Origin of the sequence: Pseudomonas sp. WAC2 (assembly GCF_030403525.1) — a bacterium.
Lineage (GTDB): Bacteria > Pseudomonadota > Gammaproteobacteria > Pseudomonadales > Pseudomonadaceae > Chryseomonas > Chryseomonas luteola.
On record NZ_JAUEPD010000001.1, the window covers coordinates 516,065 to 537,869 of the forward strand.

The following is a 21,805-nucleotide window of genomic DNA, read 5'->3' on the forward strand; positions in this document are numbered from 1 at the left end:
CCAGGCGGCTTATTCGAATAAGGCATCCAGCGCCTGGTCAAGACGGGTCACTGCGACCACTTCAAGACCAGCGGGTGCCTCCTTGGGCGCATTGCCTTTAGGTACGATGGCGCGCTTGAAGCCATGCTTGGCGGCTTCCTTCAAGCGCTCCTGTCCACTGGGCACTGGACGAATCTCACCCGAAAGACCGATCTCGCCAAAGACCAGTAGGTCGTGCGGCAAGGGGCGGTCACGTAGGCTGGAGATAACCGCTGCCATCAAGGCCAGGTCCACAGCTGTTTCCAACACCTTCACACCGCCAACGACGTTTATAAACACGTCCTGGTCATAGGTGGGAATGCCGCCATGGCGGTGCAGTACGGCTAACAGCATGGCCAGACGGTTCTGATCGAGACCGACCGTCACCCGACGCGGGTTGGCCAAGTGACTGGTATCGACCAGGGCCTGCACCTCAACCAGCATCGGTCGGGAGCCTTCCCAGGTAGCCATGACCACACTGCCTGGCACGGCCTCTTGTGCACGGGTCAGAAAAATGGCCGACGGGTTGGATACTTCCTTCAGGCCTTTATCGGTCATTCCGAAAACACCCAGCTCATTTACAGCACCGAAGCGGTTTTTCACTGCCCGAAGCAAACGCAGACGGCCATCCGATTCGCCCTCGAAATACAGAACAGTGTCCACCATGTGCTCAAGCACGCGCGGACCCGCCAGGGCACCCTCCTTCGTCACATGTCCGACCAAAAACACAGCCGTTCCGGTCTGTTTGGCAAAACGCACCAGAAGTGCCGCGCTTTCACGCACCTGGGCAACGCCACCCGGTGCGGATTGAAGATGCTCAGTAAAAATGGTCTGGATGGAGTCCACTACCATGACCCGCGGCTTTTCCTGACGTGCCGTGGCAATGATGCTCTCGATGCTCGTCTCGGTCATGACCTTGAGTTTGTCTTCCGGCAGCCCAAGGCGCCGGGCCCGCATGGCCACCTGTTGCTGGGACTCTTCGCCTGTCACATAAAGTGCTGGCATACGCTCGGCAATGCGGCAAAGCGTCTGTAGCAAAATGGTGGATTTACCAATGCCTGGATCACCGCCGATCAGCACAACCGACCCATCGACCAAGCCACCACCCAATACGCGGTCCAGCTCTGTGGAGTCTGTAGTGAAGCGTGGAGTTTCCTCAACGCTGACCTCGGCCAATGTCTTGAGCACGGCCTGCTGGCCCGCCCAGCCGCCACGGCCGGAGGCACCGGGCGCTGACTCAACAACCGTTTCGACAAGCGTGTTCCAAGCGCCGCACTCGCCACACTGCCCTGCCCATTTGGGAAACGTTGCGCCGCACTCTGTGCAGCCGTACATGCGCTTGGCTTTGGCCATTCCAGGCTCCTGAAAACAAAGCTTGATTATACACCACTGTATGAATTTACAGTTAACTCGATTCGCGTTTCCAGCCCAAGATTTGTTGCAGCGCTAGGGTCAACGGGTCAGGGGTTGGCTGAATTCACCGCGCTTGAGCTTTTCGACATCGTTGCCCATCGCATCCCTGGCATTAAGGTCTGCGCCCTTGGCCGCCAGATCGTCCAGCACACTCTTGCGTTGAAAAAGCGCAGCGTACATGGCGGCCGTCTGGCCGGCATTGTTACGCTGGTCAGGGTTGCACTTGGCCTGAACCAGGCGGTGGGCAATAGTAATCTCCCCTTTGAAGATGGCGCCCATCAATGCAGTATTGCCTCGGTTGTCCTGTATGCAGGGGTCTGCGCCTGCAGCCAGCAGCTGCTCGACGGCTTCCTTGTGGCCATGGTAGGCCGCCAGGATCAAGGCGGTGTAACCTTTTTCATCCTGGGTATTGAGGTCATAATGAGCCTTGATGAACTCTTCCAGTATCTCCTGACGGCCATCACGGGCAGCATCGAAGAAATAGCTTTTGAGCTGTGCCTTTACCGCGTCGGATGAGGGCTGACTAGGTGTTTTCGCCTCGACTGCAGCCGGCTCGGCTACCGACGCCTCAGGTGGCGGATCAGCCAATACCAATGTGCTGGTGAGGGAAAGCATCGTAATGCCAAGAAAAAATAAGCGCATAGCGTGTTCTCTCGCGGTCAGGGCTGCCCGTGCGCGAGCGGCATTGGGCATGATCTGGCTTGTGCACTGTCTATGGTTACCCGGCTGGCATGAACACTCGCCAGGCAATTTGTCGGGCTTGCCTATCCAGGCAGGCAAGCCGACAAGGGAGCACGGGCAGGACTGGCCTGCCCGGAGGACATCAGTCCTTGAGGGTCGCGGCCACTTCCTTGACGCGCTTGAGGTCGCCTTTGGCTACCTTGGTCAAGCCTTCTCCATATTCCGCGTCAGCCTTGTAGAAGTACGCCAGCATCATGTTTTTGCTTTCGTCATCCACAACACGCAGATCACCGCCCAGGCTTTCGATCAGGTCCTGACGCTCCTTCTTGCTGTAGGAGCGATACAGATCACCCGCCTGCTTGAAGTTCTGCTCGCGCTGGATCTTGGCCTGCTGGGTCGTACCAGACAGCGGCAGCTGGCTGTAACGTGCGGAAGTGTCTTCCTCACGCGGCTGCAGGCGGCTCGGCTGGTAGTTTACGGAGGTCGCCGTGTGGCCGATGTTCATCGCCCCGTCCTGGTTGCCGTTGTTCACCTCTACGTGAGGCTTGTTGATTGGCAGCTGCAGACCATTGGTGCCAACGCGATAGAGCTGCGTATCGGCGTAGGAGAACACACGCCCCTGAAGCAGACGATCCTCGGAGGGCTCAATGCCAGGCACAACGTTGGCAGGCGCCATGGCAACCTGCTCGGTTTCCTGGAAGAAGTTGTCCGGGTTCTTGTTCAGGACCATCTGACCAATCTTGCGCTCGGGCACGCCCGGCCAGATCTTGGTGGCATCCAGCGGGTCAAAGTCGAACTTGGGCAGATCTTCTGGGTTGAGCACCTGAACGTACAGGTCCCACTTCGGGTAGTCGCCCTTGTCGATGGCGTTGGCCAGATCGCGGGTCAGATGGCTGTAGTCCTTGCTCTGAACTTCGGCCACTTCCTTCGGATCCAGATTCTTCTTGCCAGACTGCAAGCTCTTCCAGTGGAACTTCACATAGTGAACTTCACCCTTGGCATTGACGAACTTGTAGGCATGTACGCCATTGCCATCCATGGTGCGGTAGCTGGCCGGTGTACCTTCATTGGAGTACAGCTCGGTCAGGGTACGGGTCGCTTCCGGAATGTGAGAGAAGAAGTCGAACGTACGACGCGGGTCATCCAGGTTGGTACGTGGGTCAGGCTTGAACGCATGAACCATGTCCGGGAACTTGATGGCGTCACGGATGAAGAACGTTGGGAAGTTGTTGCCTACCAGATCCCAGTTGCCGTCAGCAGTGTAGAACTTGGTGGCAAAGCCGCGCGGGTCGCGCAGGGTTTCCGGTGAGTGATTACCATGGATCACCGCAGAGAAACGTACGAAGACCGGCGTTTTCTCGCCTGGGCGGAAAACCTTGGCCTTGGTCAGGTCAGAGATGTCGGCCGAGGCGACGAACTCTCCGTGGGCACCCGCGCCGCGCGCGTGAACGACACGCTCTGGAATACGCTCACGGTCAAAGCGCTGAAGCTTTTGTACCAGTTGCACGTCCTGCAGGAGCGTCGGGCCTGTGGCTCCAGCGGTCTGGGAGTTCTGGTTGTCTCCGACTGGCGCACCGTTGTCACGCGTCAGGGTACCTGCATAGGCCGCCGAAGCGACTGTGGCAGACAGGATGCCCGCTGCAAGCAGATTCAGGGCATATCCGGAAAAGGTCCGAATGGACATTGTTGGGTTCCTCTCTTTTTTAAGTGCTCTGTTCCAAGCACGTAAAGAGTAAGGAACCCGAACCGCTTCGCTAAATTGAATACCTTTTGTTCCGCTATTGGCAGAATCAATACCCAAGCCAAGCGTTTTAAGTTATGGCCGCTACGCAGGGGCAGCGGCCTAGAGCTGATCAGCTACCTTGCAGCTCGCGTGCGATCTTGTCCTTGATCACGACGCGTTCTCGTCGGCATCGATTCAATTCCTCATCGCCACTGTTCTCGACCATCCCTTCGATTTCCAGGATCTCCTGATCCAGCGCATCGTATTGCTCGATCAGCTTGGCAAATTCTGGATTGTTCTGGCGCAGCTCTTCAAACTTCTGAACCTTGTCTGGAAAATCCTTGTGCAAGTTGTGCTCGGCAACCATGTGTGACCTCCTGAGGCAGGTTGAATATCTTGAGCCTTTCAGCCCATCCATATGGTGGACCGCAGCCGTTCGGCAAAGTGCAGCAACGAGAGGCAGCACACTTTTTCAGGAAGCATTTCGAAACAACGAGACGTTTTTGCGGTTCAAAGTGCCCGAGACGTTAGCGATGGCGTCACTACCATTCCACCGCAAAAGGAGTGCTTATGAGCTTTTTCAGCGAATTCAAATCGTTCGCCATGAGGGGCAACGTCGTCGATCTGGCTGTTGGTATCATCATTGGCGGCGCTTTCGGCAAGATCGTGTCGTCATTCGTCGCCGATGTGATCACCCCACCTCTCGGGATTCTTTTGGGTGGCGTGGACTTTTCGCACCTTGCCATTACGCTGCAGGCTGCCCAAGGCGATAAACCGGCAGTGCTGCTATCTTACGGCAAGTTCCTGCAATCGATCTTCGACTTCATCATCATTGCATTCGCCATTTTCAGCGCCATCAAGGTTCTGAATCGACTACGCCTGCATGAGGAAAAGAAGGCAGCGGCCGGTCCTACCAAGGATCAAGTACTGCTGACTGAAATTCGCGACCTGCTCAAGGAACAAAGCCAGAAGCCTGAGGCCACCGTCACACGTAATGACCCTCCGACCTCTTCGTGACTGTTCGCTACAAATAGGGCCCTTGCGGGCCCCATCCGCATCTTTTACCAGTAATTTTCTACCGCGATCTGTCCAGGCCGGCGCGTCAGGGCCAGCTGGAAATCACGTGCCTTGAGCACGGCTCGCGTGTCATCCACCATTTCAGGATTACCACAGAGCAGGATGCGGGAGTGCTCTGTTGAAAGCTCAAGCCCTGCGGCCTTCTCCAGCTCACCGTTTTCGATCAGGGTCGTGATTCGCCCTCTCAGCGCGCCCGAATGATCCTCACGAGTTACGACAGGAATATAGACCAGCTTCTGTGCAACCCCTTCCAGATATTCCAGCTCCGCCAGTCCCTTAATCATTTCCTGATAGGCCAGGTCCTTTGCTTCCCGGACGCTATACACCAGCACGATACGCTCATACCGCTGCCAGACATCCGGCTCCTGAAGCATGGACAGAAACGGTGCCAATCCCGTACCGGTGGATAACAGCCATAAATCGCGTCCGCCGGTAAAGCGTTCCAGGGTGAGATATCCATAGGGCTGCTTTTCCACCAGCAACGTATCACCGGGCTTGAGGCGACTCAGCTCGCTGGTAAAGGCTCCGCCAGGCACGACAATGGAAAAGAATTCCAGAAATTCGTCATGAGGCGCGGAGACCATTGAATAGGCACGCCAGACGATTTCGCCGTCTGCCTTTTCGACACCCAGGCGGGCAAACTGGCCGGCACTGAAGCGAAAGCGCGGATCACGCGTCGTACGCAGGCTGAACAGATTATCGGCCCAGGGCCACACCTCCGTGATGGTCTGGCGGGTGTATTTCTCGTCACTGGCGGTCATGCTGGGCTACCTCGTTTTCCGGGCCGATATCAGGCCGTCATGAAAACAAGCCCGGCACTGGTTTTCAACGGACAAACTGTAGGTGTAACCGGCCGGACTAACGCGCCAGCCAACCACCGTCCACGGCCAGAGTATGACCGTGGACATAATCCGAGGCAGACGACGCCAGAAACACCACAGGCCCTGCCAGGTCGATTGGCTCGCCCCAGCGACCTGCCGGAATGCGTCCCAGGATTTCTGCGTTGCGCTGCTCATCGGCACGCAAGGCAACCGTGTTGTTCGTTGCCATATAGCCGGGCGCAATGCCATTGACGTTGATACCGTGCTTGGCCCACTCGTTGGCCAGCGCCTTGGTCAGCCCCATCAGGCCACTCTTGGAGGCTGTGTAGGATGGGACACGGATGCCGCCCTGGAAAGACAGCATCGAAGCGATATTGATAATTTTGCCGCCGCTCTGCTGCGCAATGAACTGACGTGCCACGGCTTGAGAGAGAAAGAACACCGTCTTGAGGTTGACGCCCATGACATCATCCCAATCTTTTTCGGTGAAATTCAGTGCCTCCTCACGCCGGATCGTTCCGGCATTGTTGACCAGGATATCGATACGACTAAAAGCCTGTAGCGCCTCATCCACAATAAAGGGCACCGCATCCGTGGCGCTGAGATCTGCCCGGATGCTCACGAATCGTCGGCCCTTGGCCTCTACCTCACCCTGGGTGTCATGGGGTTCGCGCCGGCTGATCCCAACAATATCGCAACCGGCACTGGCCAGAGCTACACACATGCTCCTTCCCAATCCGGCATCACACCCGGTGATGATCGCGACCTTGCCTGACAAATCGAATGGGTTAGCCACCATGATGCCTCCTGAGGGGTGGTAAACGCGGGCTGACCTGTCATCCTGAGCCCGCAAAACGTCTGTTCGACCCGCCAGACGCCCGGTGCGTTCAGCCGGCATCCAGAGAAAAGAGCAGCATAAGCAATGCCGCTCCCCTACACTGACGCCTTTGTCGTCAGCTCCGATCTTCTGCCATGGTTCTACTGTCCACACCCTTTGCCCAACTTGACCTGCACCGCCAGCCACCCCGCAGGGACGATCCGTTACAAGCTTTCGATGCGGCGGATGAATATCTGCTTAATCATCTGGCCGAACAGGGCCTGCCAGACAACGCCCGAATTCTGGTGTTAAACGATAGTTTCGGCGCCCTGGCGGCAAGCCTGGCTGATCAGGGTCACGTTGTTTCCAGTGGAGATTCCCACCTTGCAGCCCTCGCGCTTAACGATAACCTGCAGCGCAACGGGCGTGATGGTCGGGTGCTATTCGTGCCATCCAGCGAGCCGGTTAAAGGCCCCTTTGACCTGGTGCTGATCCGTATTCCAAAAACCCTGGCCTTGCTGGAGGAACAGCTGATTCGCCTGCATGATCAGCTGGCACCGGGTGCGCGAGTCATCGCAGCAGCCATGATCAAGCATCTGCCGCGCGCGGCAGGAGATCTGCTTGAGCGTCATATCGGCAGAGTCCAGGCATCGCTGGCAGTCAAGAAGGCGCGCCTGCTGTTTGCCACCCCCGAACCCAGGGAGCGGATAGCCTCACCCTACCCGACCCGCTACCGACTGGACGACCCAGCGCTGACACTGATCAATCACGCCAACGTGTTCTGCCGAGAAGGACTCGATATCGGGACACGCGCCTTTCTTCCACATCTGCCTACTGACTTGGGCAATGCACGCGTGGCCGACCTGGGCTGCGGCAATGGCGTATTGGCCATCACCAGTGCACTGACCAATCCCCAAGCACAGTACACGCTGGTAGATGAGTCCTATATGGCTATCCAGTCGGCACATGAAAACTGGCGTGCCGCCCTGGGTGATCGTCCCGTCACGTTGCGCGCCGATGATGGGCTGGCCAGCCAACCGGCTCGCTCGTTGGATGTAGTCCTGTGTAACCCACCGTTTCACCAGCAACAGGTGGTGGGGGACTTTCTGGCCTGGCGGATGTTTCAACAGGCGCGTGCTGCTCTCGACCGCCAAGGTGAACTCTGGATCGTCGGCAATCGCCACCTCGGTTATCACCTCAAGCTCAAGCGGCTGTTCAAGCGCGTCGAACAGGTTGCTGCCACCCCGAAATTCGTGGTGCTGCGTGCGGTCGAAGCTAACTGAGCGTGATGCTGTGCCCTATGCCAGACCTTATTCAAGCGGGCTGGCATAGCGGGTAACGTGCCTCAGAGCAGTATCCAGACTGGATGATTCCGCCTAGGCTGGGTCGCCACCGTTTTAAGATAGGCGCCAGGTGATGCCTTTTGCCTACTGACAGGACGAACATACGCACCGGATGGGATCTTACGTGCCAGGGTTACCTTTCGATCTTCACATCTTTGCCATTTTGATAGAGGTCTGCGGCGTTTTGGCGGCTATCCATGCCGTCATCACCGTTCGTACGGCTCAGGGCGCCATGGCTTGGGCCATTGCATTGGTTTTTATGCCGTTTCTGAGCCTGTTGCCTTATCTGGTTTTTGGTCGGCGTCGTTTCGATGGTTATGTAAAGGCGCGCCGACAGGCCGATGAAGAGATGGCCCGCGTTGCTGCCGAGCTGAACTGGCGCCCGTGGATCGCTGAGGCCCTGGCTGCGCAGCAATGCAGCGCGGCAAACCGCAAGCTCAAAGCCATGACGGCGCTGACCCGCACCCCCTGTGTAGCCAGCAACAAGGTGCGTCTTCTGGTCAACGGATCGGAAACTTTCAGCGCCATTCTGGGCGCTATTCGGGAAGCCCGGCAGGTCGTGCTGGTGCAGTTCTTCATCATTCATGACGACGCTCTTGGCCGGGCACTGCAAAACACACTGATCGAGCGGGCCAGGGAGGGTGTCGAGGTGTTTCTCCTTTACGATGCCATTGGCAGCCATGCCCTGCCGCGGAGCTACGTGTCAAAGCTTCGTGAGGCAGGCGTGCAGGTCAAGGCATTCAGCAACCGCCGAGGACTGATCAACCGCTTTCAGGTCAACTTCCGCAATCACCGCAAGATCGTTGTGGTGGATGGTGAAGTAGGATTTGTCGGCGGACACAACGTGGGTGAGGAATACCTGGGGCACAAGCCACCGTTGGCTCCCTGGCGCGACACCCATATCGAAATTCGTGGGCCCGCTCTGGCGACCCTGCAGGAAACCTTTGCCCAGGACTGGTTCTGGGTGACCAAAAAGCTTCCGACCCTGGTGCTGCCTGAACGTTATGAGGATGGCGGCATGCTGTGCCAGGTGGTTGCCAGCGGTCCGGCGGACGATCAGGAGACCTGCTCGCTGTTTTTTGTTGAGGCGATTCACTCGGCGCAGCGGCGAATCTGGATCACAACGCCCTACTTCATCCCTGACGAGGCCGTCTCAGCCGCACTGCATCTGGCCGCTCTACGCGGCGTCGATGTGCGCATCCTTCTGCCGTCACGCCCGGATCACAAGGTGGTGTACGCCGCATCCTACCTGTATGCCTTCAAGGCGGTGGATGCGGGCATTCGAGTCTTCAGTTATCAACCAGGCTTTTTGCATCAGAAGGTAGTGCTGATCGATGAAGAGGTTTCCGCCATCGGGAGCGCCAATCTGGATAATCGCTCGTTCCGGCTGAATTTCGAGATCATGGTCATGACCGTGGATACTGACTTCGCCTGGGAAGTCCGCTCGATGTTGGAAGTCGACTTCTCCAAGTCGGTCGAGCTAACGCCCAAGGACAATGCCAATGTTCGGCGCCTGCACAAGGCAGCCATGCGGGTAGCCCGACTGTTCTCGCCGGTCCTTTAGCCCAGCGGAGCGACACCCAGGCCATCCACGAGTCGCTCCAGAGCACGCAGACCGGCAACGGAATTGCCGTAGCTGTCCAGGCGGGGCGACCAGACGCAAATGCTCATGCGGCCGGGAACGATGGCCACAATACCGCCACCCACGCCGCTCTTGCCGGGCAGCCCGACGCGCCAGGCAAAATCCCCCGCGGCGTCATACAGGCCGCACGTCAACAGTAATGCGTTGAGCTGCCGCGTCTGCTGAGGCGATAACACCTCGCTGCCATCGTGGGGATTGATGCCCCGGTGAGCCAGAAAGGCGAACGCGCGGGCCACATCCACGCAACTCATGGACAGCGCACAGCCATGGAAATAGGTTTCCAGCACCTCATCCACTTCGCCATGCAGGTTTCCATAAGCCTTCATGAGGTAGGCCAGTGCAGCGTTACGCGCCTTGTGGTCCATCTCTGAACGCGCCACCCGCGTATCGAAGTTGATGGTCGGATTGGCACTTAACCGCCGCGCCTGTTCGCGCATCAGGTATTGGATGGACATGATGCGCGAAACCAGGATATCGGTTACCAGCAACGCACCGGCATTGATGAAGGGATTGCGCGGGACGCCCCGCTCCACTTCCAGCTGTACGATGGAGTTGAACGCCTGACCGGAGGGCTCCCGACCTACACGCGTCCAGATGTCCTCTTCCGGCAGCCGCTGCATGGCAATGACCAGGTTGAGCACCTTGGAAATGGACTGGATGGAAAACGGTGTATCCCCTGCCCCCGCCTGGAAGACTCGACCCTCTACATCGCATAGGGCAATTCCGAATTGATCGGGTTCTACCTGGGCCAGTGCCGGGATATAGTCAGCAACCTTGCCTTCTCCCATGTCTTGCCGTGCCTCCTGGGCAACACGATCAAGCAGGGTTTGCAGGACTTCAGGGGAGCATGTCTCGGGCATGGGCGGCTTCGCTGCTTACAAAGGAGTGCCAGTGTAAGAAAGCGCAGCCGCAACGCCTAGTGATTCGTCGTTATAGTCCCAGCTCGCTCAGCCCGGGATGATCATCCGGTCGACGTCCCTGCGGCCAGCGGAACAGGCGCTCGGCCTCGGTGATCGGCAGATCGTTGATGCTGGCATGCCGCTCCACCATGAGCCCCTGCTCATTGAACGCCCAGTTCTCATTGCCATAGGCGCGAAACCAGTTGCCGGAATCGTCATGCCACTCATAGGCGAAGCGTACGGCGATCCGGTTGCCATCATGGGCCCATAGCTCCTTGATCAGCCGGTAGTCGAGCTCGCGTTGCCACTTGCGCGTAAGAAAACCTACGATGGCTTCGCGTCCCTTGATGAACTCGGCCCGGTTACGCCAGATGCTGTCGTTACTATAGGCCAGTGCAACCTTGTGGGGATCGCGGCCATTCCAGCCATCTTCCGCTGCGCGGACCTTTTGGCGTGCAGTTTCCTGCGTAAAGGGTGGCAATGGGGGTCTGCTTTCCATGGGCGTGTCTCCAAGACGGTAAGACAGATAGCGTAGATGAAAGCCTACCGTGCAAGCGGACAATCTGCCTGGAGAAACGGACAAAAGAAGACCCCGGCGAGTGCCGGGGTCTGATGTATCAGGATTTAAGGCCGGCGGCAGTCATGACCAGCCGCAGCCCGTAGGACACAATGCCCAGGGCCACGATACTGCAGGCCCAGATCAGGACCATCCAGCCGAGACGCTTGATCAGCGGTTGGTTGTCAGCTGGGTTGGGGGGTCCGGCCTTCCGGTCACGCTCTTTGCCGGCCATGATCAATGATACCCCTCGCCTGTACGAACCTTACCGCGGAACACGTAGTAGCCCCACGCCGTGTACATCAATGTGATCGGGATGATGAACAGCGTACCGATGAGCAGGAACAGCTGGCTCTGCGGTGGCGACGAGGCTTCCCAGATCGAAATCGCCGGCGGGATGATGTTGGGCCACAGGCTGATGCCCAGGCCGCTATAGCCCAGGAAGATCAGGATCAGCGTTAGTACGAAGGGAGATACATGAGCCTCTTCCTTCAGGATCGCGCGCAGCAGGAACACGACTGTTACCAGCACGAGAATCGGCACAGGCAGGAACCAGAACAGGTTCGGCATGGTGAACCAGCGCTGGGAGATGGCGTCATGGGACAGCGGCGTCCACAGGCTGACGGCTGCAATGAACAGCAGCAGCAACAGCACCAGCGGCTTGGTCATGCGACGCATGGAAGCCTGTAGCGGGCCTTCGGTTTTCATGATCAGCCAAGTACTGCCCAGCAGTGCGTAGGCAGCGATCAGGCCAAAACCACAGAACACCGAAAAAGGCGTCAGCCAGTCCAGCGAGCCACCGGCATACTGACGATTCTCCACATGGAAGCCGTCGATGAAGGCACCCAGCGCGACCCCCTGGCAGAAGGTTGCCAAGAGCGAGCCGAAGATAAAAGACTTGTCCCAGAGCCCTTCCTTGCCTTCCTGCACCTTGAAGCGGAACTCAAAGGCTACGCCACGGAAGATCAGGCCGATCAACATGAAGATCAGCGGCAGGTAGAGGGCCGGCAGAATGACGCCATATGCCAGCGGGAAGGCGCCGTACAAACCGGCCCCTCCCAACACCAGCCAGGTTTCGTTACCGTCCCAGATCGGAGCCACGGTGTTCATCATGACATCGCGTTCTTCCTTGCCCTTCACGAAGGGGAAGAGAATGCCAATCCCCAGATCGAAGCCGTCCATGACTACGTACATCATCAGGCTGAAAATGATGACCACCGCCCAGATCAGTGCGAGGTCAATACCAACAATTCCAGAAGCCATGTTCAGTGCCCCGTCAGTTGATCATGGGAATGAGCCTTTTCGGTACCTTCATCAGTAGCCGAAAGGGGGCGCTTCGGATGACGATCGTGTCCCGGTCCACCCTGGGTAGGAAGGTCGCCTTCACCGGTATGTGGTCCCTTGCCAATCATGCGCAGCGCATAGACCGTACCAATACCAAAGACCGCGAAATACACAATTACGAAGCTGACCAAGGTGATGCTCAGTTGCGTCACGCTGTGATTGGCTACACCATCCTTGGTACGCAAGAGGCCATATACGATCCAGGGCTGACGACCCACTTCGGTGGTAAACCAGCCTGCCAGCAGAGCAATCAGACCAGCCGGCCCCATGCACATGATCAGCCGCAGGAAGGCCTTGGTTTCATACAGCTTGTGTCTCCAGCGCAGGAACAGGCTCCACACACCGGCAGCAATCATGAGCAGCCCCAGAGCCACCATGATGCGGAATGACCAGAACACCACATACGCCGGTGGACGATCCTCTTTCGGGAAGTCCTTGAGTGCGGGAATCTGCTCGGTAAAGCTGTGCGTGAGGATCAAGCTGCCCAGCACAGGGATCTCGACCTTGAAGCGGGTTTCCTCACGCTCCATATCCGGCAGACCGAACAGAATCAGCGGCGTTGCCTCACCGGGCGGATTCTCCCAGTGGCCTTCGATCGCCGCGATCTTGGCTGGCTGGTGCTCCAGCGTGTTCAAACCGTGGGCATCCCCCACGAACGCCTGGATCGGCGCCACGAACAGGGCCATCCACATGGCCATGGAGAACATCTTGCGAATGGCCGGGTTATTGTTCCCACGCAACAGGTGCCAAGCCGCCGATGCGCCGACCAGGAAGGCCACCGACAGGTAGGCCGCGATGGTCATGTGCGCCCAGCGGAAGGGGAACGACGGGTTGAAGATTACTTCCAGCCAATGGACTGGCACTACGCGGCCATCGACAATCTCGTACCCAGCCGGGGTATGCATCCAGCTGTTCGAGGACAAAATCCAGAACGTGGACATCAGGGTGCCAATCGCCACCATGATAGTGGACAAAAAGTGCAACCCACGTCCTACGCGGTTCCAGCCAAACAGCATGACCCCGAGAAAACCCGCTTCGATAAAGAAGGCGGTCAGCACCTCGTAGGTCAAGAGCGGACCCGTTACGGCACCGGCGAAGTCGACAAAGCCGCTCCAGTTGGTACCGAACTCATACGCCATGACCAGTCCGGACACTACACCCATTCCAAAGAAGACCGCGAAGATCTTCAACCAGAAGTGGTACAGGTCCTTATAGGTAGAGTCGTTGGTTTTGAGCCATAGTCCTTCGAGAACGGCTAGAAAGCTCGCCATTCCGATAGACAAGGCAGGGAAGATAATGTGGAACGAGACGGTGAATGCAAACTGGATCCTCGCAAGATCCAGAGCCTCCAAGCCGAACATAGGCGGTCCTCTTCAGGCAGCCGGTGCGTTTATCACGCAGGCGGTCAATAACGTTAAGCAAATCACAAGGCAATGTTTCGAGCGCTTGCGTGCTCAATTCGTTCTAACGGAACGCTTGAAAGGTGGTCCGACTATCGCATTTTAAGCCGCAAGGCTCTGACGTAGGTCAACGTCTGGATTCATTCTAGACCTCTAAAACGCAGTGGGGTCCGTGGTCAGATGTCGCGCGTCAAGGTGGCGCACACAACTTGTTACCCACCAACTGTTTCAGAATATATCTCGATCAGTGCACAAAAAACGCTTGCCGAGGCTATGATGAGAGACCTCTCGAAGAGCCCCATCATGACCTCAGACCCTTTATATTTGCGTCATCACCGACCCTTTCTGGCGTTCTGGTTTGCCCGCGTCTGTACCGCCAGTAGCTTTCAGATGCTCACCGTAGCCATTGGCTGGCACATCTATTCACTGACGCATAATGTGCTCGACCTGGGCCTGGTCGGCCTGGTGGAATTCCTGCCGCGCCTGTTCTTCATGTTGTATACAGGGCATGTGGCGGACCGCTACGACCGACGTAAGGTAGCCGCACTCTGCCAGACAGGTCAGGCCCTTACCGCACTGGTGCTGGTCTATGGCAGCCTGACCGACAATGTGACTCGTGAGCTGATCTTTATCCTGGCCTTCATGCTGGGCACCTGCCGGGCCTTCGAAATGCCAGCGACCCAGGCGCTTCTGCCCAACATCGTCCCCGCCTCGCTATTTCCCCGGGCCGTTGCGGCCTCGGCCTCCGCCATGCAGGGTGCGACAATCGTGGCGCCAGCGTTGGGTGGTTTTCTGTACGCCTTAGGTGCCTTCTGGGTCTATGCACCGGCAACGGCCCTGTATGGTGTGGCAATTCTCCTCGTGCTGAGCCTGCCTGTGCGTGAACAGCAACCGCGTAAGGAGAAGGCCAGTCTGGATTCGCTACTGGCTGGGATTCGCTTCATTCGCAGCCGCCGCGATATTTTCGGCGCTATCTCCCTGGATCTTTTTGCCGTTCTGCTGGGCGGCGCTACGGCGCTGCTACCCGTGTTTGCCCGGGATATTCTGATGACCGGCCCATGGGGGCTGGGCCTGTTGCGCTCAGCACCCGCCGTGGGCGCCCTGCTGATGTCGTTTTGGCTCGCGCGCTTTCCCATCGAGCGAAACGTCGGACGCATCATGTTTATCTCGGTAGGTGTGTTTGGCGTGGCAACCATCGCCTTTGGTCTTTCTACCTCGTTCTGGTTCAGCCTGGCCGTGCTGGCGGCTCTGGGAGCGGCTGACATGATCAGCATGGTCATTCGCGGCGCCTTTGTGCAACTGGAGACGCCGGATGAAATGCGCGGCCGCGTCAGTGCCGTCAACGGCCTGTTCATCGGTGCCTCAAACCAACTGGGCGAGTTCGAGTCCGGTGTAACGGCAGCCTGGCTGGGCACAGTGCAAGCGGTCGTGCTGGGCGGCGCAGGAACGCTGATTGTGACAGGCCTTTGGATCAAGCTCTTCCCTACCCTCGCCAAACGCGACCACTTGCATACCCTCAAACCCAGCTGACTCACTGGAAGGCTGCCTGCGAGTCGGCAGGCAGCCCTTTACCCCTCTGAACTCTCGCAAGCTGCCAACGGTCAGGTGACAAGGACTTTTCACCCAATTGCTTGAGGGTTTGCCATGAAAATTTCACTCGATGGCCAGGTTGCGCTGGTCACCGGCGGTAGTTCAGGGATCGGCGCCGCGTCGGCCAAGGCCTTGGCTCAGGTAGGCGCAGCCGTTGTCATCAACTACCACACCAATGCCGAGCCTGCTGAAGAGCTTGTCGACGAAATCAAGGCGGCCGGTGGTCAGGCCATTGCCGTGGGCGCTGATGTCGGTGATGAGCAGGCCGTCGAACAGCTCTTTGCCAAGACGATCGAAACCTTTGGCCGCCTGGACATCCTGGTCGCCAATTCCGGGCTTCAGCGCGATGCACCCTCCCACGAGATGACCCTCAAGGATTGGAACATGGTCATCCAGACCAACCTGACCGGCCAATTCCTGTGCGCACGCGCCGCCATCCAGCAATTCCTGAAACAGGGCGTCAATACCGACCTGTCACGCGCGGCGGGCAAGATCATTCACATGAGCTCGGTACATGAGGTCATTCCGTGGGCAGGCCATGTCAATTACGCGGCCTCCAAGGGTGGGGTCAGCCTGATGATGAAAACCCTGGCTCAGGAAGTGGCTGAAAAGCGCATCCGCATCAACAGCATTGCGCCCGGCGCCATCGCCACGGCCATCAATGAAGAGGTGACTGGCAACGAGGAAGGCCGCCGCGAATTGCTCAAACTGATCCCCTACAAGCGTGTCGGGGATGTGGAAGACATCGGCAATGCAGTCGTCTGGCTGGCATCCGACCTGTCCGACTATGTAGTAGGTACTACTCTCTTTGTCGATGGTGGCATGTGTCTGTATCCAGGATTCCAGGACAATGGTTGATCGCAACGCCGGGATTCGGTCCATCGATGCCCATGGAGTCATCGGCGACATGCGCACCTGCGCGCTGGTCGCCGATGACGGCAGCATCGACTATTTCTGCTGGCCTGACCTAGATAGCCCCTCGGTTTTTACCGCCTTGCTCAATGGTGACGAGGCCGGACTGTTCACGATTGCACCCAACCGTCCCAACGCCAGACGCCAACAGATCTACCTCCCCGACAGTAACGTCTTGCAGACCCGCTGGCTTGATGACGACGGCGCCGTCGAGTTGACCGACTGGATGCCCATCCTGACGGAAGAGAACACCATGCCCCGTCTGGTGCGGAGGGTTTATGCCGTCAAAGGCGACTCGCGCATTTGTCTGAAGTGTTCACCGCGGCTTGATTACGCCCGGGCTGAAACCAGGGCTATGGTAGAGCATGGCAGCATTGTGTTTCAGGCCGAGGGCCAGCGCAGTATGCGCTTGGCCGGTTCCGAGACGCTTACGCTCGACGGGAATACGGCCGTAGCGGACTTTACCCTCAAGGAAGGAGAAAGCGCGACATTCGTCTTTGGCTGCGCCGAAGATCGAAAAGTCATGGAAGAAGATCTTGATCTCTGCCTGAAGCATACCCTCAGGTTCTGGCAGCGATGGGCTCGTCAAAGCAACTATACCGGCCGCTGGCGGGAAATGGTCTCGCGCTCGGCTCTGGTGCTCAAGCTTCTGGTCTCGCAGCAGCACGGTTCCATTGCTGCTGCGGCAACCTTCAGCCTGCCGGAAACACCAGGTGGCGAGCGAAATTGGGATTACCGGGCTACCTGGATAAGGGACGCCTCGTTTACCGTCTATGCTTTCATGCGCCTGGGATACACCGACGAAGCCAACCACTTCATGAGCTGGGTGGGCGACTGTATCGAGCGCAGCAGTGATCTGCCGCAAAAGTTACAGATCATGTACCGCCTCGATGGCGGTCGGGAGCTACATGAGGAGGAATTGGATCACCTGAGCGGCCATGGTGGTGCTAAACCTGTACGTATTGGCAATGATGCGTTTGGTCAGGTCCAGCTAGATATCTATGGCGAATTGATGGATGCCGTTTATTTATCTAACAAATATGGTCAAGCCATTTCGCGCCGAGGTTGGATGCATGTTGTCAGCATCATTGATTATGTTTGCGGGCACTGGCAATTCAGAGATGCCGGTATCTGGGAAATTCGTGACGAACCCCAGCACTTTCTACATTCGCGACTGATGTGCTGGGTGGCTATCGATCGTGCCATCCGATTGGCACAAAAGCGTTCCCTCTCTATGCCTTATGAGCGCTGGCTCAGAACGCGCGGGGATATACAGGAAGATATCTGGACTAATTTCTGGAACAAGGAAAAAGGTCACTTTACTGCGATTCAGGGGAAGGACACATTAGATGCCTCTCTGCTCCTGATGCCGTTGTTCAGATTTGTCAGCGCAACAGACCCGGCGTGGCTGGCAACTCTAGATGCCATCAAGGAGCGTCTGGTCTGCGATGGTATGGTCAAGCGCTACGATCAGTCTGAAATGTCCGATGGACTCTCAGGTGAAGAAGGCTCGTTCGCGGCCTGCTCATTCTGGTATGTAGAGTGCCTTGCGCGGGCCGGCAGGATAGACGAGGCGCATATGGAGTTTGAAAAACTCATGAAATACGCAAGCCCTGTAGGACTCTTTGCCGAGGAGCTTGACGCCCGTGGACGTCACCTGGGCAATACTCCTCAGGCCCTGACCCATCTGGCCCTGATCAGCGCTGCCTATTTCCTGAACCGCAAACTCTCCGGCAGTGATACCCAATGGCAACCGTAGCAGGCCTGCTTCCGCTCTGACTCAGGCCCTTCGGTTTCGCCCCTCCTCGACGGACTATAGCAAAATGACATATGGAGGCGATTCAAGCTCCGCTTGACGCCTTTTCGTGTTATCTTTTTATATTGAACGATCAATTAATAAAAAATGACTACAAACGACGGGCAAGGAATGTCCCTTTTTCGAATCACCTTGAGCTACTAGCCCGACAGCATCGCGAGTGACCGGAAACCCGCGACTCGACTGTACGGACTCTTTGGCACCTGCCCTATAGGAGAACATGCTCCATGAGCAGCACGACCCCATCCGGTAACGTACGACTCAATCCGCCCGCCTTTTACAGCGCGGCCACAGCGATCCTGGTCTTTGCTTTGGTGGTAATCGCCTTCCCCGAGCGCGCCGGAGCCTGGCTGCTGGAAGCCCAGACATGGGCCTCACAGACGGTAGGCTGGTACTACTTACTGGCCATGACGCTTTATCTGGTCTTTGTCATCGTCACGGCCCTTTCAGGGTACGGCAAGATCAAGCTTGGCGCAGATCACGATCAGCCTGAGTTCAGTTACCTTTCATGGGCCGGCATGCTATTCGCAGCTGGTATCAGTATTACCCTGTTCTTTTTCTGCGTGTCAGAACCCCTGACGCATTTCATGCATCCCCCTCAAGGCGAAGGCGGCACGCAGGCTGCTGCGCGTCAGGCCATGCAACTGCTCTTTCTGCACTGGGGATTGCATGGTTGGGGGGTCTTTGCACTCGTTGCCATGGCATTGGCCTATTTCGCCTATCGCCATAACCTGCCCTTGGCCTTACGTTCAGCGCTATACCCTCTGATCGGCAAGCGCATCAACGGCCCTATTGGCCATGCGGTAGATTGCTTCGGCATCATTGCCACCGTTTTTGGCTTGGGCGCCGATATGGGCTTTGGTGTGCTTCAGCTCAACTCGGGCCTGGACTATCTGTTCGGTGTACCCCATACCCAATGGGTACAAGCCCTGCTGATTGCCGTGATGATGGGAGCCGCCATTCTTGTTGCCGTATCAGGTGTGGACAAGGGTGTGCGCGTCATGTCCGATATCAACATGCTCTTGGCGGTCGGTCTGCTGTTGTTTGTCCTGTTTGCCGGGCCGACCCAGCACCTGCTCAATACGCTGATCCAGAACATCGGCGATTATCTGGGCGCTGTTCCCACCAAGAGCTTTGACCTCTATGCCTATGACAAACCGTCCGACTGGCTGGGCGGCTGGACCGTGTTCTATTGGGCTTGGTGGATCGCATGGGCACCCTTTGTAGGCCTGTTCATCGCACGAATTTCCCGTGGCCGCACCATTCGTGAATTCGTCTTTGGCGTACTGTTCATTCCGCTTGGCTTTACCCTCGCGTGGTTGTCCATCTTTGGTAATAGCGCGCTGGATCAGGTGCTAAACCACAACCTGACCAGCCTGGCCGAAACGGCTATTCGCGAGCCATCCATGGCGCTCTATCACCTCCTGGAAACGTATCCTGCCAGCCGTATTGTCATTGCGGTGGCGGTATTCGTAAGCTTTGTGTTCTTCGTGACATCGGCGGATTCGGGCACTGTGGTGCTGTCGACCCTGTCCTCGACAGGCGGCGAAGCGGACGAAGATGGTCCAAAGTGGCTGCGCGTCTTCTGGGGAACGGCTACTGCCCTTGTCACGGGTGGTCTGCTGGTCGCCGGTAGCATGGATGCATTGAAGTCCGCGGTGGTGCTGACCTCTCTGCCCTTCTCTCTGGTAACCCTGCTGATGATGTGGGGCTTGCACAAGGCGTTCTACACCGAATCGCAGCGGCAACGGGCTCGATCACATTCCCTGGCCCCAGTGTCTCAGGCCAACCCACGCCGCAGCGGTGGCTGGCGTCAGCGCCTTGCCAAGGCTGTTCACTTCCCGTCGCGCGATGAGGTCTATCGGGTAATGGACACCATTGTTCGCCCGGCGATTGAGGAAGTGGCCGAGGTATTCCGGGAAAAAGGATTGGCCGTACAGACCGAGCTTGATCCTACCAATGCCAACCTGAGCCTTGAGGTTGGTCATGGCGAACAGCATCCCTTTATCTATCGGGTCATCATGCAGGGGTATTTCACACCGAGCTTTGCCCGAGCCGGTATGGGCGGGCTGCACCTGAAAAACCGTCGCTACTACCGTGCAGAGGTCTATCTGGCTGAGGGCAGCCAGGATTATGACCTGGTGGGCTACACCAAGGAGCAGATCATCAACGACATGCTCGACCAGTACGAGCGACACCTGCAGTTCCTGCATCTGGTCCGCTAACCTCATCTTACCCGGGCCGTCACTCGGCGGCCTGGGTGGATACCGGTGTTGTCCTTCTGGGCATGGCATTGGTGAGTGATGCTTCTTGCCCCAAATGCTGCGACTCTAACAGCCGGGGCATAGTGGTCCGGGAGAATGCCTTGGTAATCCGATATCGAACGTCCAACCCACCCGATTAAACAAAGCCAAGATCAGGCTGACCCTCCAAGACCCGGACCTTAGCGAAGCAGTATTATCAGGATGCCTTGTTTCGCGGTCATAACGCCTTGCTACAAGGAATACCGCAAACACATCCGACAATGCCTGCGATTGCTTCAGGACCGCCATTACGATTCGTGATCGTTTCGTTAGTTATCTTGCTATCAAATGTTAGCCGGAAAGCGCGTATAATAAGGCTCTAGCGCGGCTACGCCGTCTGTGGCTGCCACCTCTTGAGGAGGACGTCATTGCCTCACGCCCCTGTTTCATCTGCAGCACCGCCATCACGACATCCTGCCCTGCAGTGGGCTGCCCTGATTGTTGTATCCAGTCTGGCTTCCTTTTGCCTTGATCGTGCCGGTATCCCTGCGGCCATGTTCCTAGGGCCCATGCTGGTCGCCATCTGCTTTGGCGTAAAAGGGGCCACGATCCGTCTACCCAAACCACTGTTCCAGCTAAGCCAGGGCGTGGTGGGCTGTCTGATCGCCCATTCCATGACAGCGGCCGTTCTGCTTATGGTCGCTACGCACTGGCCGGTCATGCTGCTGGCCACTGCCATTACCGTTCTGCTCAGCGTACTGGTGGGTGTCATCCTGGTTCGCTTCGGCGGTTTACCCGGCTCCACCGCCGCCTGGGGTACTACGCCCGGCGCGGCCTCCGCCATGGTTGCCATGGCGGAGGAATACGGGGCGGACTCCCGCATCGTGGCAACCATGCAGTATGTACGTGTTGTTTGTGTGGTCGTGATCAGTGCCCTGGTTGGCCGCTTTTTAGGGGCTGAAGGTACAGGAGCAGCCTCTCACTCGGCCGCGATCACCTTTGACTGGAACACCCTGCAGTCATTTGGAATTACGCTGGCCGTCGTGGTAGTAGGCGTCTGGTTAGGCAAGCGCCTGCCGGCCGGCGCCCTAATGGTGCCTATTGCGTTGGGCACCATATTGCAGCTCAACGGTTGGGTAACCATTACCCTTCCCCACTGGTTACTGGCCATCGCGTTTGGCTCGATGGGTTGCTATGTAGGCTTGCGGTTCGATAAAACCACGGTGCGCTATGTCACCCGAGCCCTGCCCAAGATGATCATGGCCTCGCTGATGTTGATCGCCATGTGCGCTCTTTCAGCCCTGTTCCTGGCTCATCTGATGAACAAGGACTTTTTGTCCGCCTACCTTGCGACCAGTCCTGGCGGCCTGGACTCGATGGCGATCATCGCTGTGGACAGCCATGCGGACGTCGGGCTGGTACTGGCCATGCAGGCCTTGCGCTTGATTGGCGTGATCGCATCCGGGCCGTTCCTGGCCAAACAGATCGCCCGCGTGGCACGAGTCTGATC

The 21,805-nt window shown here is 57.6% G+C and carries 19 protein-coding genes; 8 read left to right on the forward strand and 11 right to left on the reverse strand.

The window, feature by feature from the left end; genetic code table 11:
- Positions 1 to 9 precede the first annotated feature (9 nt).
- From radA to QWJ10_RS02425, 4 genes are all read right to left on the reverse strand, one after another.
- Positions 10 to 1,371 carry a DNA repair protein RadA gene (gene radA / locus QWJ10_RS02410; RefSeq protein ID WP_125887188.1) on the reverse strand — a complete coding sequence of 454 codons (1,362 nt, stop codon included), beginning with the start codon at positions 1,369 to 1,371 and terminating at the stop codon, positions 10 to 12.
- A gap of 99 nt (positions 1,372 to 1,470) precedes the next feature.
- Complete coding sequence (locus QWJ10_RS02415; protein ID WP_289924532.1) at positions 1,471 to 2,046, reverse strand: ankyrin repeat domain-containing protein; 576 nt, start codon at positions 2,044 to 2,046, stop codon at positions 1,471 to 1,473.
- Between the two features lie 208 nt (positions 2,047 to 2,254).
- Entirely contained in the window at positions 2,255 to 3,796 is a 1,542-nt protein-coding gene (locus tag QWJ10_RS02420; protein WP_289924126.1) for a catalase, read from the reverse strand.
- Between the two features lie 169 nt (positions 3,797 to 3,965).
- The gene (locus QWJ10_RS02425) at positions 3,966 to 4,202 is read right to left on the reverse strand and encodes a DUF465 domain-containing protein (protein WP_010797153.1); all 237 of its coding nucleotides are present in this window, start codon (positions 4,200 to 4,202) and stop codon (positions 3,966 to 3,968) included.
- A 203-nt stretch (positions 4,203 to 4,405) separates the two neighbouring features.
- Here QWJ10_RS02425 and mscL point away from each other — a divergent pair, with 203 nt between their 5' ends.
- Positions 4,406 to 4,852, forward strand: coding sequence for a large-conductance mechanosensitive channel protein MscL (mscL, locus tag QWJ10_RS02430; protein WP_010797152.1), 447 nt, complete (start codon positions 4,406 to 4,408; stop codon positions 4,850 to 4,852).
- Positions 4,853 to 4,896: 44 nt separating this feature from the next.
- Here the strand turns inward: mscL and QWJ10_RS02435 are convergent, their stop codons facing one another.
- Together QWJ10_RS02435 and kduD are read right to left on the reverse strand one after the other, a co-directional pair.
- Complete coding sequence (locus QWJ10_RS02435) at positions 4,897 to 5,673, reverse strand: ferredoxin--NADP reductase (protein WP_289924129.1); 777 nt, start codon at positions 5,671 to 5,673, stop codon at positions 4,897 to 4,899.
- A gap of 97 nt (positions 5,674 to 5,770) precedes the next feature.
- Positions 5,771 to 6,532, reverse strand: a complete 762-nt coding sequence (gene kduD, locus QWJ10_RS02440) for a 2-dehydro-3-deoxy-D-gluconate 5-dehydrogenase KduD (RefSeq protein ID WP_289924131.1) — start codon at positions 6,530 to 6,532, stop codon at positions 5,771 to 5,773.
- A 173-nt stretch (positions 6,533 to 6,705) separates the two neighbouring features.
- Between kduD and QWJ10_RS02445 the strand changes: the two genes are divergently transcribed.
- A complete protein-coding gene (locus tag QWJ10_RS02445) occupies positions 6,706 to 7,833 on the forward strand; it encodes a class I SAM-dependent methyltransferase (protein WP_289924132.1) in 1,128 nt (375 codons plus the stop codon).
- 172 nt (positions 7,834 to 8,005) lie between these two features.
- Complete coding sequence (gene cls, locus QWJ10_RS02450; RefSeq protein ID WP_074822936.1) at positions 8,006 to 9,457, forward strand: cardiolipin synthase; 1,452 nt, start codon at positions 8,006 to 8,008, stop codon at positions 9,455 to 9,457.
- Here the strand turns inward: cls and glsB are convergent.
- The 5 genes from glsB to QWJ10_RS02475 all read right to left on the reverse strand — a co-directional run bounded on the left by glsB (position 9,454) and on the right by QWJ10_RS02475 (position 13,695).
- A complete protein-coding gene (gene glsB / locus QWJ10_RS02455) occupies positions 9,454 to 10,395 on the reverse strand; it encodes a glutaminase B (protein WP_010797147.1) in 942 nt (313 codons plus the stop codon). The two genes, cls and glsB, sit on opposite strands and share 4 nt — an antisense overlap.
- A 70-nt stretch (positions 10,396 to 10,465) precedes the next feature.
- Entirely contained in the window at positions 10,466 to 10,933 is a 468-nt protein-coding gene (locus QWJ10_RS02460; RefSeq protein ID WP_074822938.1) for a nuclear transport factor 2 family protein, read from the reverse strand.
- A 118-nt stretch (positions 10,934 to 11,051) separates the two neighbouring features.
- On the reverse strand, positions 11,052 to 11,225 hold the full coding sequence (locus QWJ10_RS02465) for a DUF2474 domain-containing protein (RefSeq protein WP_197872051.1): 174 nt from the start codon (positions 11,223 to 11,225) through the stop codon (positions 11,052 to 11,054).
- Between the two features lie 2 nt (positions 11,226 to 11,227).
- Positions 11,228 to 12,253 carry a cytochrome d ubiquinol oxidase subunit II gene (gene cydB, locus QWJ10_RS02470; RefSeq protein WP_074822941.1) on the reverse strand — a complete coding sequence of 342 codons (1,026 nt, stop codon included), beginning with the start codon at positions 12,251 to 12,253 and terminating at the stop codon, positions 11,228 to 11,230.
- Between the two features lie 2 nt (positions 12,254 to 12,255).
- Positions 12,256 to 13,695 (reverse strand): cytochrome ubiquinol oxidase subunit I, encoded by a 1,440-nt coding sequence (locus tag QWJ10_RS02475; RefSeq protein WP_010797143.1) that lies wholly within the window; start codon positions 13,693 to 13,695, stop codon positions 12,256 to 12,258.
- A gap of 342 nt (positions 13,696 to 14,037) precedes the next feature.
- Between QWJ10_RS02475 and QWJ10_RS02480 the strand changes: the two genes are divergently transcribed.
- The 5 genes from QWJ10_RS02480 (at position 14,038) to QWJ10_RS02500 (ending at position 21,803) form a co-directional block, all read left to right on the forward strand.
- Complete coding sequence (locus QWJ10_RS02480; RefSeq protein WP_289924142.1) at positions 14,038 to 15,264, forward strand: MFS transporter; 1,227 nt, start codon at positions 14,038 to 14,040, stop codon at positions 15,262 to 15,264.
- 114 nt (positions 15,265 to 15,378) lie between these two features.
- Positions 15,379 to 16,182, forward strand: a complete 804-nt coding sequence (locus tag QWJ10_RS02485) for an SDR family oxidoreductase (RefSeq protein ID WP_122043399.1) — start codon at positions 15,379 to 15,381, stop codon at positions 16,180 to 16,182.
- Positions 16,175 to 17,995, forward strand: a complete 1,821-nt coding sequence (locus QWJ10_RS02490; protein WP_289924146.1) for a glycoside hydrolase family 15 protein — start codon at positions 16,175 to 16,177, stop codon at positions 17,993 to 17,995. The genes QWJ10_RS02485 and QWJ10_RS02490 overlap by 8 nt, the downstream gene beginning before the upstream one ends.
- 284 nt (positions 17,996 to 18,279) lie before the next feature.
- Entirely contained in the window at positions 18,280 to 20,277 is a 1,998-nt protein-coding gene (betT, locus tag QWJ10_RS02495; RefSeq protein ID WP_010797139.1) for a choline BCCT transporter BetT, read from the forward strand.
- 446 nt (positions 20,278 to 20,723) lie between these two features.
- The gene (locus tag QWJ10_RS02500; protein ID WP_010797138.1) at positions 20,724 to 21,803 is read left to right on the forward strand and encodes an AbrB family transcriptional regulator; all 1,080 of its coding nucleotides are present in this window, start codon (positions 20,724 to 20,726) and stop codon (positions 21,801 to 21,803) included.
- The last annotated feature ends 2 nt before the right edge of the window (positions 21,804 to 21,805 follow it).

Bases quoted from the DNA above. Each gene is read 5' to 3' on its own strand.
- radA (WP_125887188.1), bottom strand. From the start codon at position 1,371: ATGGCCAAAGCCAAGCGCATGTACGGCTGCACAGAGTGCGGCGCAACG.
- QWJ10_RS02415 (WP_289924532.1), bottom strand. From the start codon at position 2,046: ATGCTTTCCCTCACCAGCACATTGGTATTGGCTGATCCGCCACCTGAG.
- QWJ10_RS02420 (WP_289924126.1), bottom strand. From the start codon at position 3,796: ATGTCCATTCGGACCTTTTCCGGATATGCCCTGAATCTGCTTGCAGCG.
- QWJ10_RS02425 (WP_010797153.1), bottom strand. From the start codon at position 4,202: ATGGTTGCCGAGCACAACTTGCACAAGGATTTTCCAGACAAGGTTCAG.
- mscL (WP_010797152.1), top strand. From the start codon at position 4,406: ATGAGCTTTTTCAGCGAATTCAAATCGTTCGCCATGAGGGGCAACGTC.
- QWJ10_RS02435 (WP_289924129.1), bottom strand. From the start codon at position 5,673: ATGACCGCCAGTGACGAGAAATACACCCGCCAGACCATCACGGAGGTG.
- kduD (WP_289924131.1), bottom strand. From the start codon at position 6,532: ATGGTGGCTAACCCATTCGATTTGTCAGGCAAGGTCGCGATCATCACC.
- QWJ10_RS02445 (WP_289924132.1), top strand. From the start codon at position 6,706: ATGGTTCTACTGTCCACACCCTTTGCCCAACTTGACCTGCACCGCCAG.
- cls (WP_074822936.1), top strand. From the start codon at position 8,006: ATGGGATCTTACGTGCCAGGGTTACCTTTCGATCTTCACATCTTTGCC.
- glsB (WP_010797147.1), bottom strand. From the start codon at position 10,395: ATGCCCGAGACATGCTCCCCTGAAGTCCTGCAAACCCTGCTTGATCGT.
- QWJ10_RS02460 (WP_074822938.1), bottom strand. From the start codon at position 10,933: ATGGAAAGCAGACCCCCATTGCCACCCTTTACGCAGGAAACTGCACGC.
- QWJ10_RS02465 (WP_197872051.1), bottom strand. From the start codon at position 11,225: ATGGCCGGCAAAGAGCGTGACCGGAAGGCCGGACCCCCCAACCCAGCT.
- cydB (WP_074822941.1), bottom strand. From the start codon at position 12,253: ATGGCTTCTGGAATTGTTGGTATTGACCTCGCACTGATCTGGGCGGTG.
- QWJ10_RS02475 (WP_010797143.1), bottom strand. From the start codon at position 13,695: ATGTTCGGCTTGGAGGCTCTGGATCTTGCGAGGATCCAGTTTGCATTC.
- QWJ10_RS02480 (WP_289924142.1), top strand. From the start codon at position 14,038: ATGACCTCAGACCCTTTATATTTGCGTCATCACCGACCCTTTCTGGCG.
- QWJ10_RS02485 (WP_122043399.1), top strand. From the start codon at position 15,379: ATGAAAATTTCACTCGATGGCCAGGTTGCGCTGGTCACCGGCGGTAGT.
- QWJ10_RS02490 (WP_289924146.1), top strand. From the start codon at position 16,175: ATGGTTGATCGCAACGCCGGGATTCGGTCCATCGATGCCCATGGAGTC.
- betT (WP_010797139.1), top strand. From the start codon at position 18,280: ATGAGCAGCACGACCCCATCCGGTAACGTACGACTCAATCCGCCCGCC.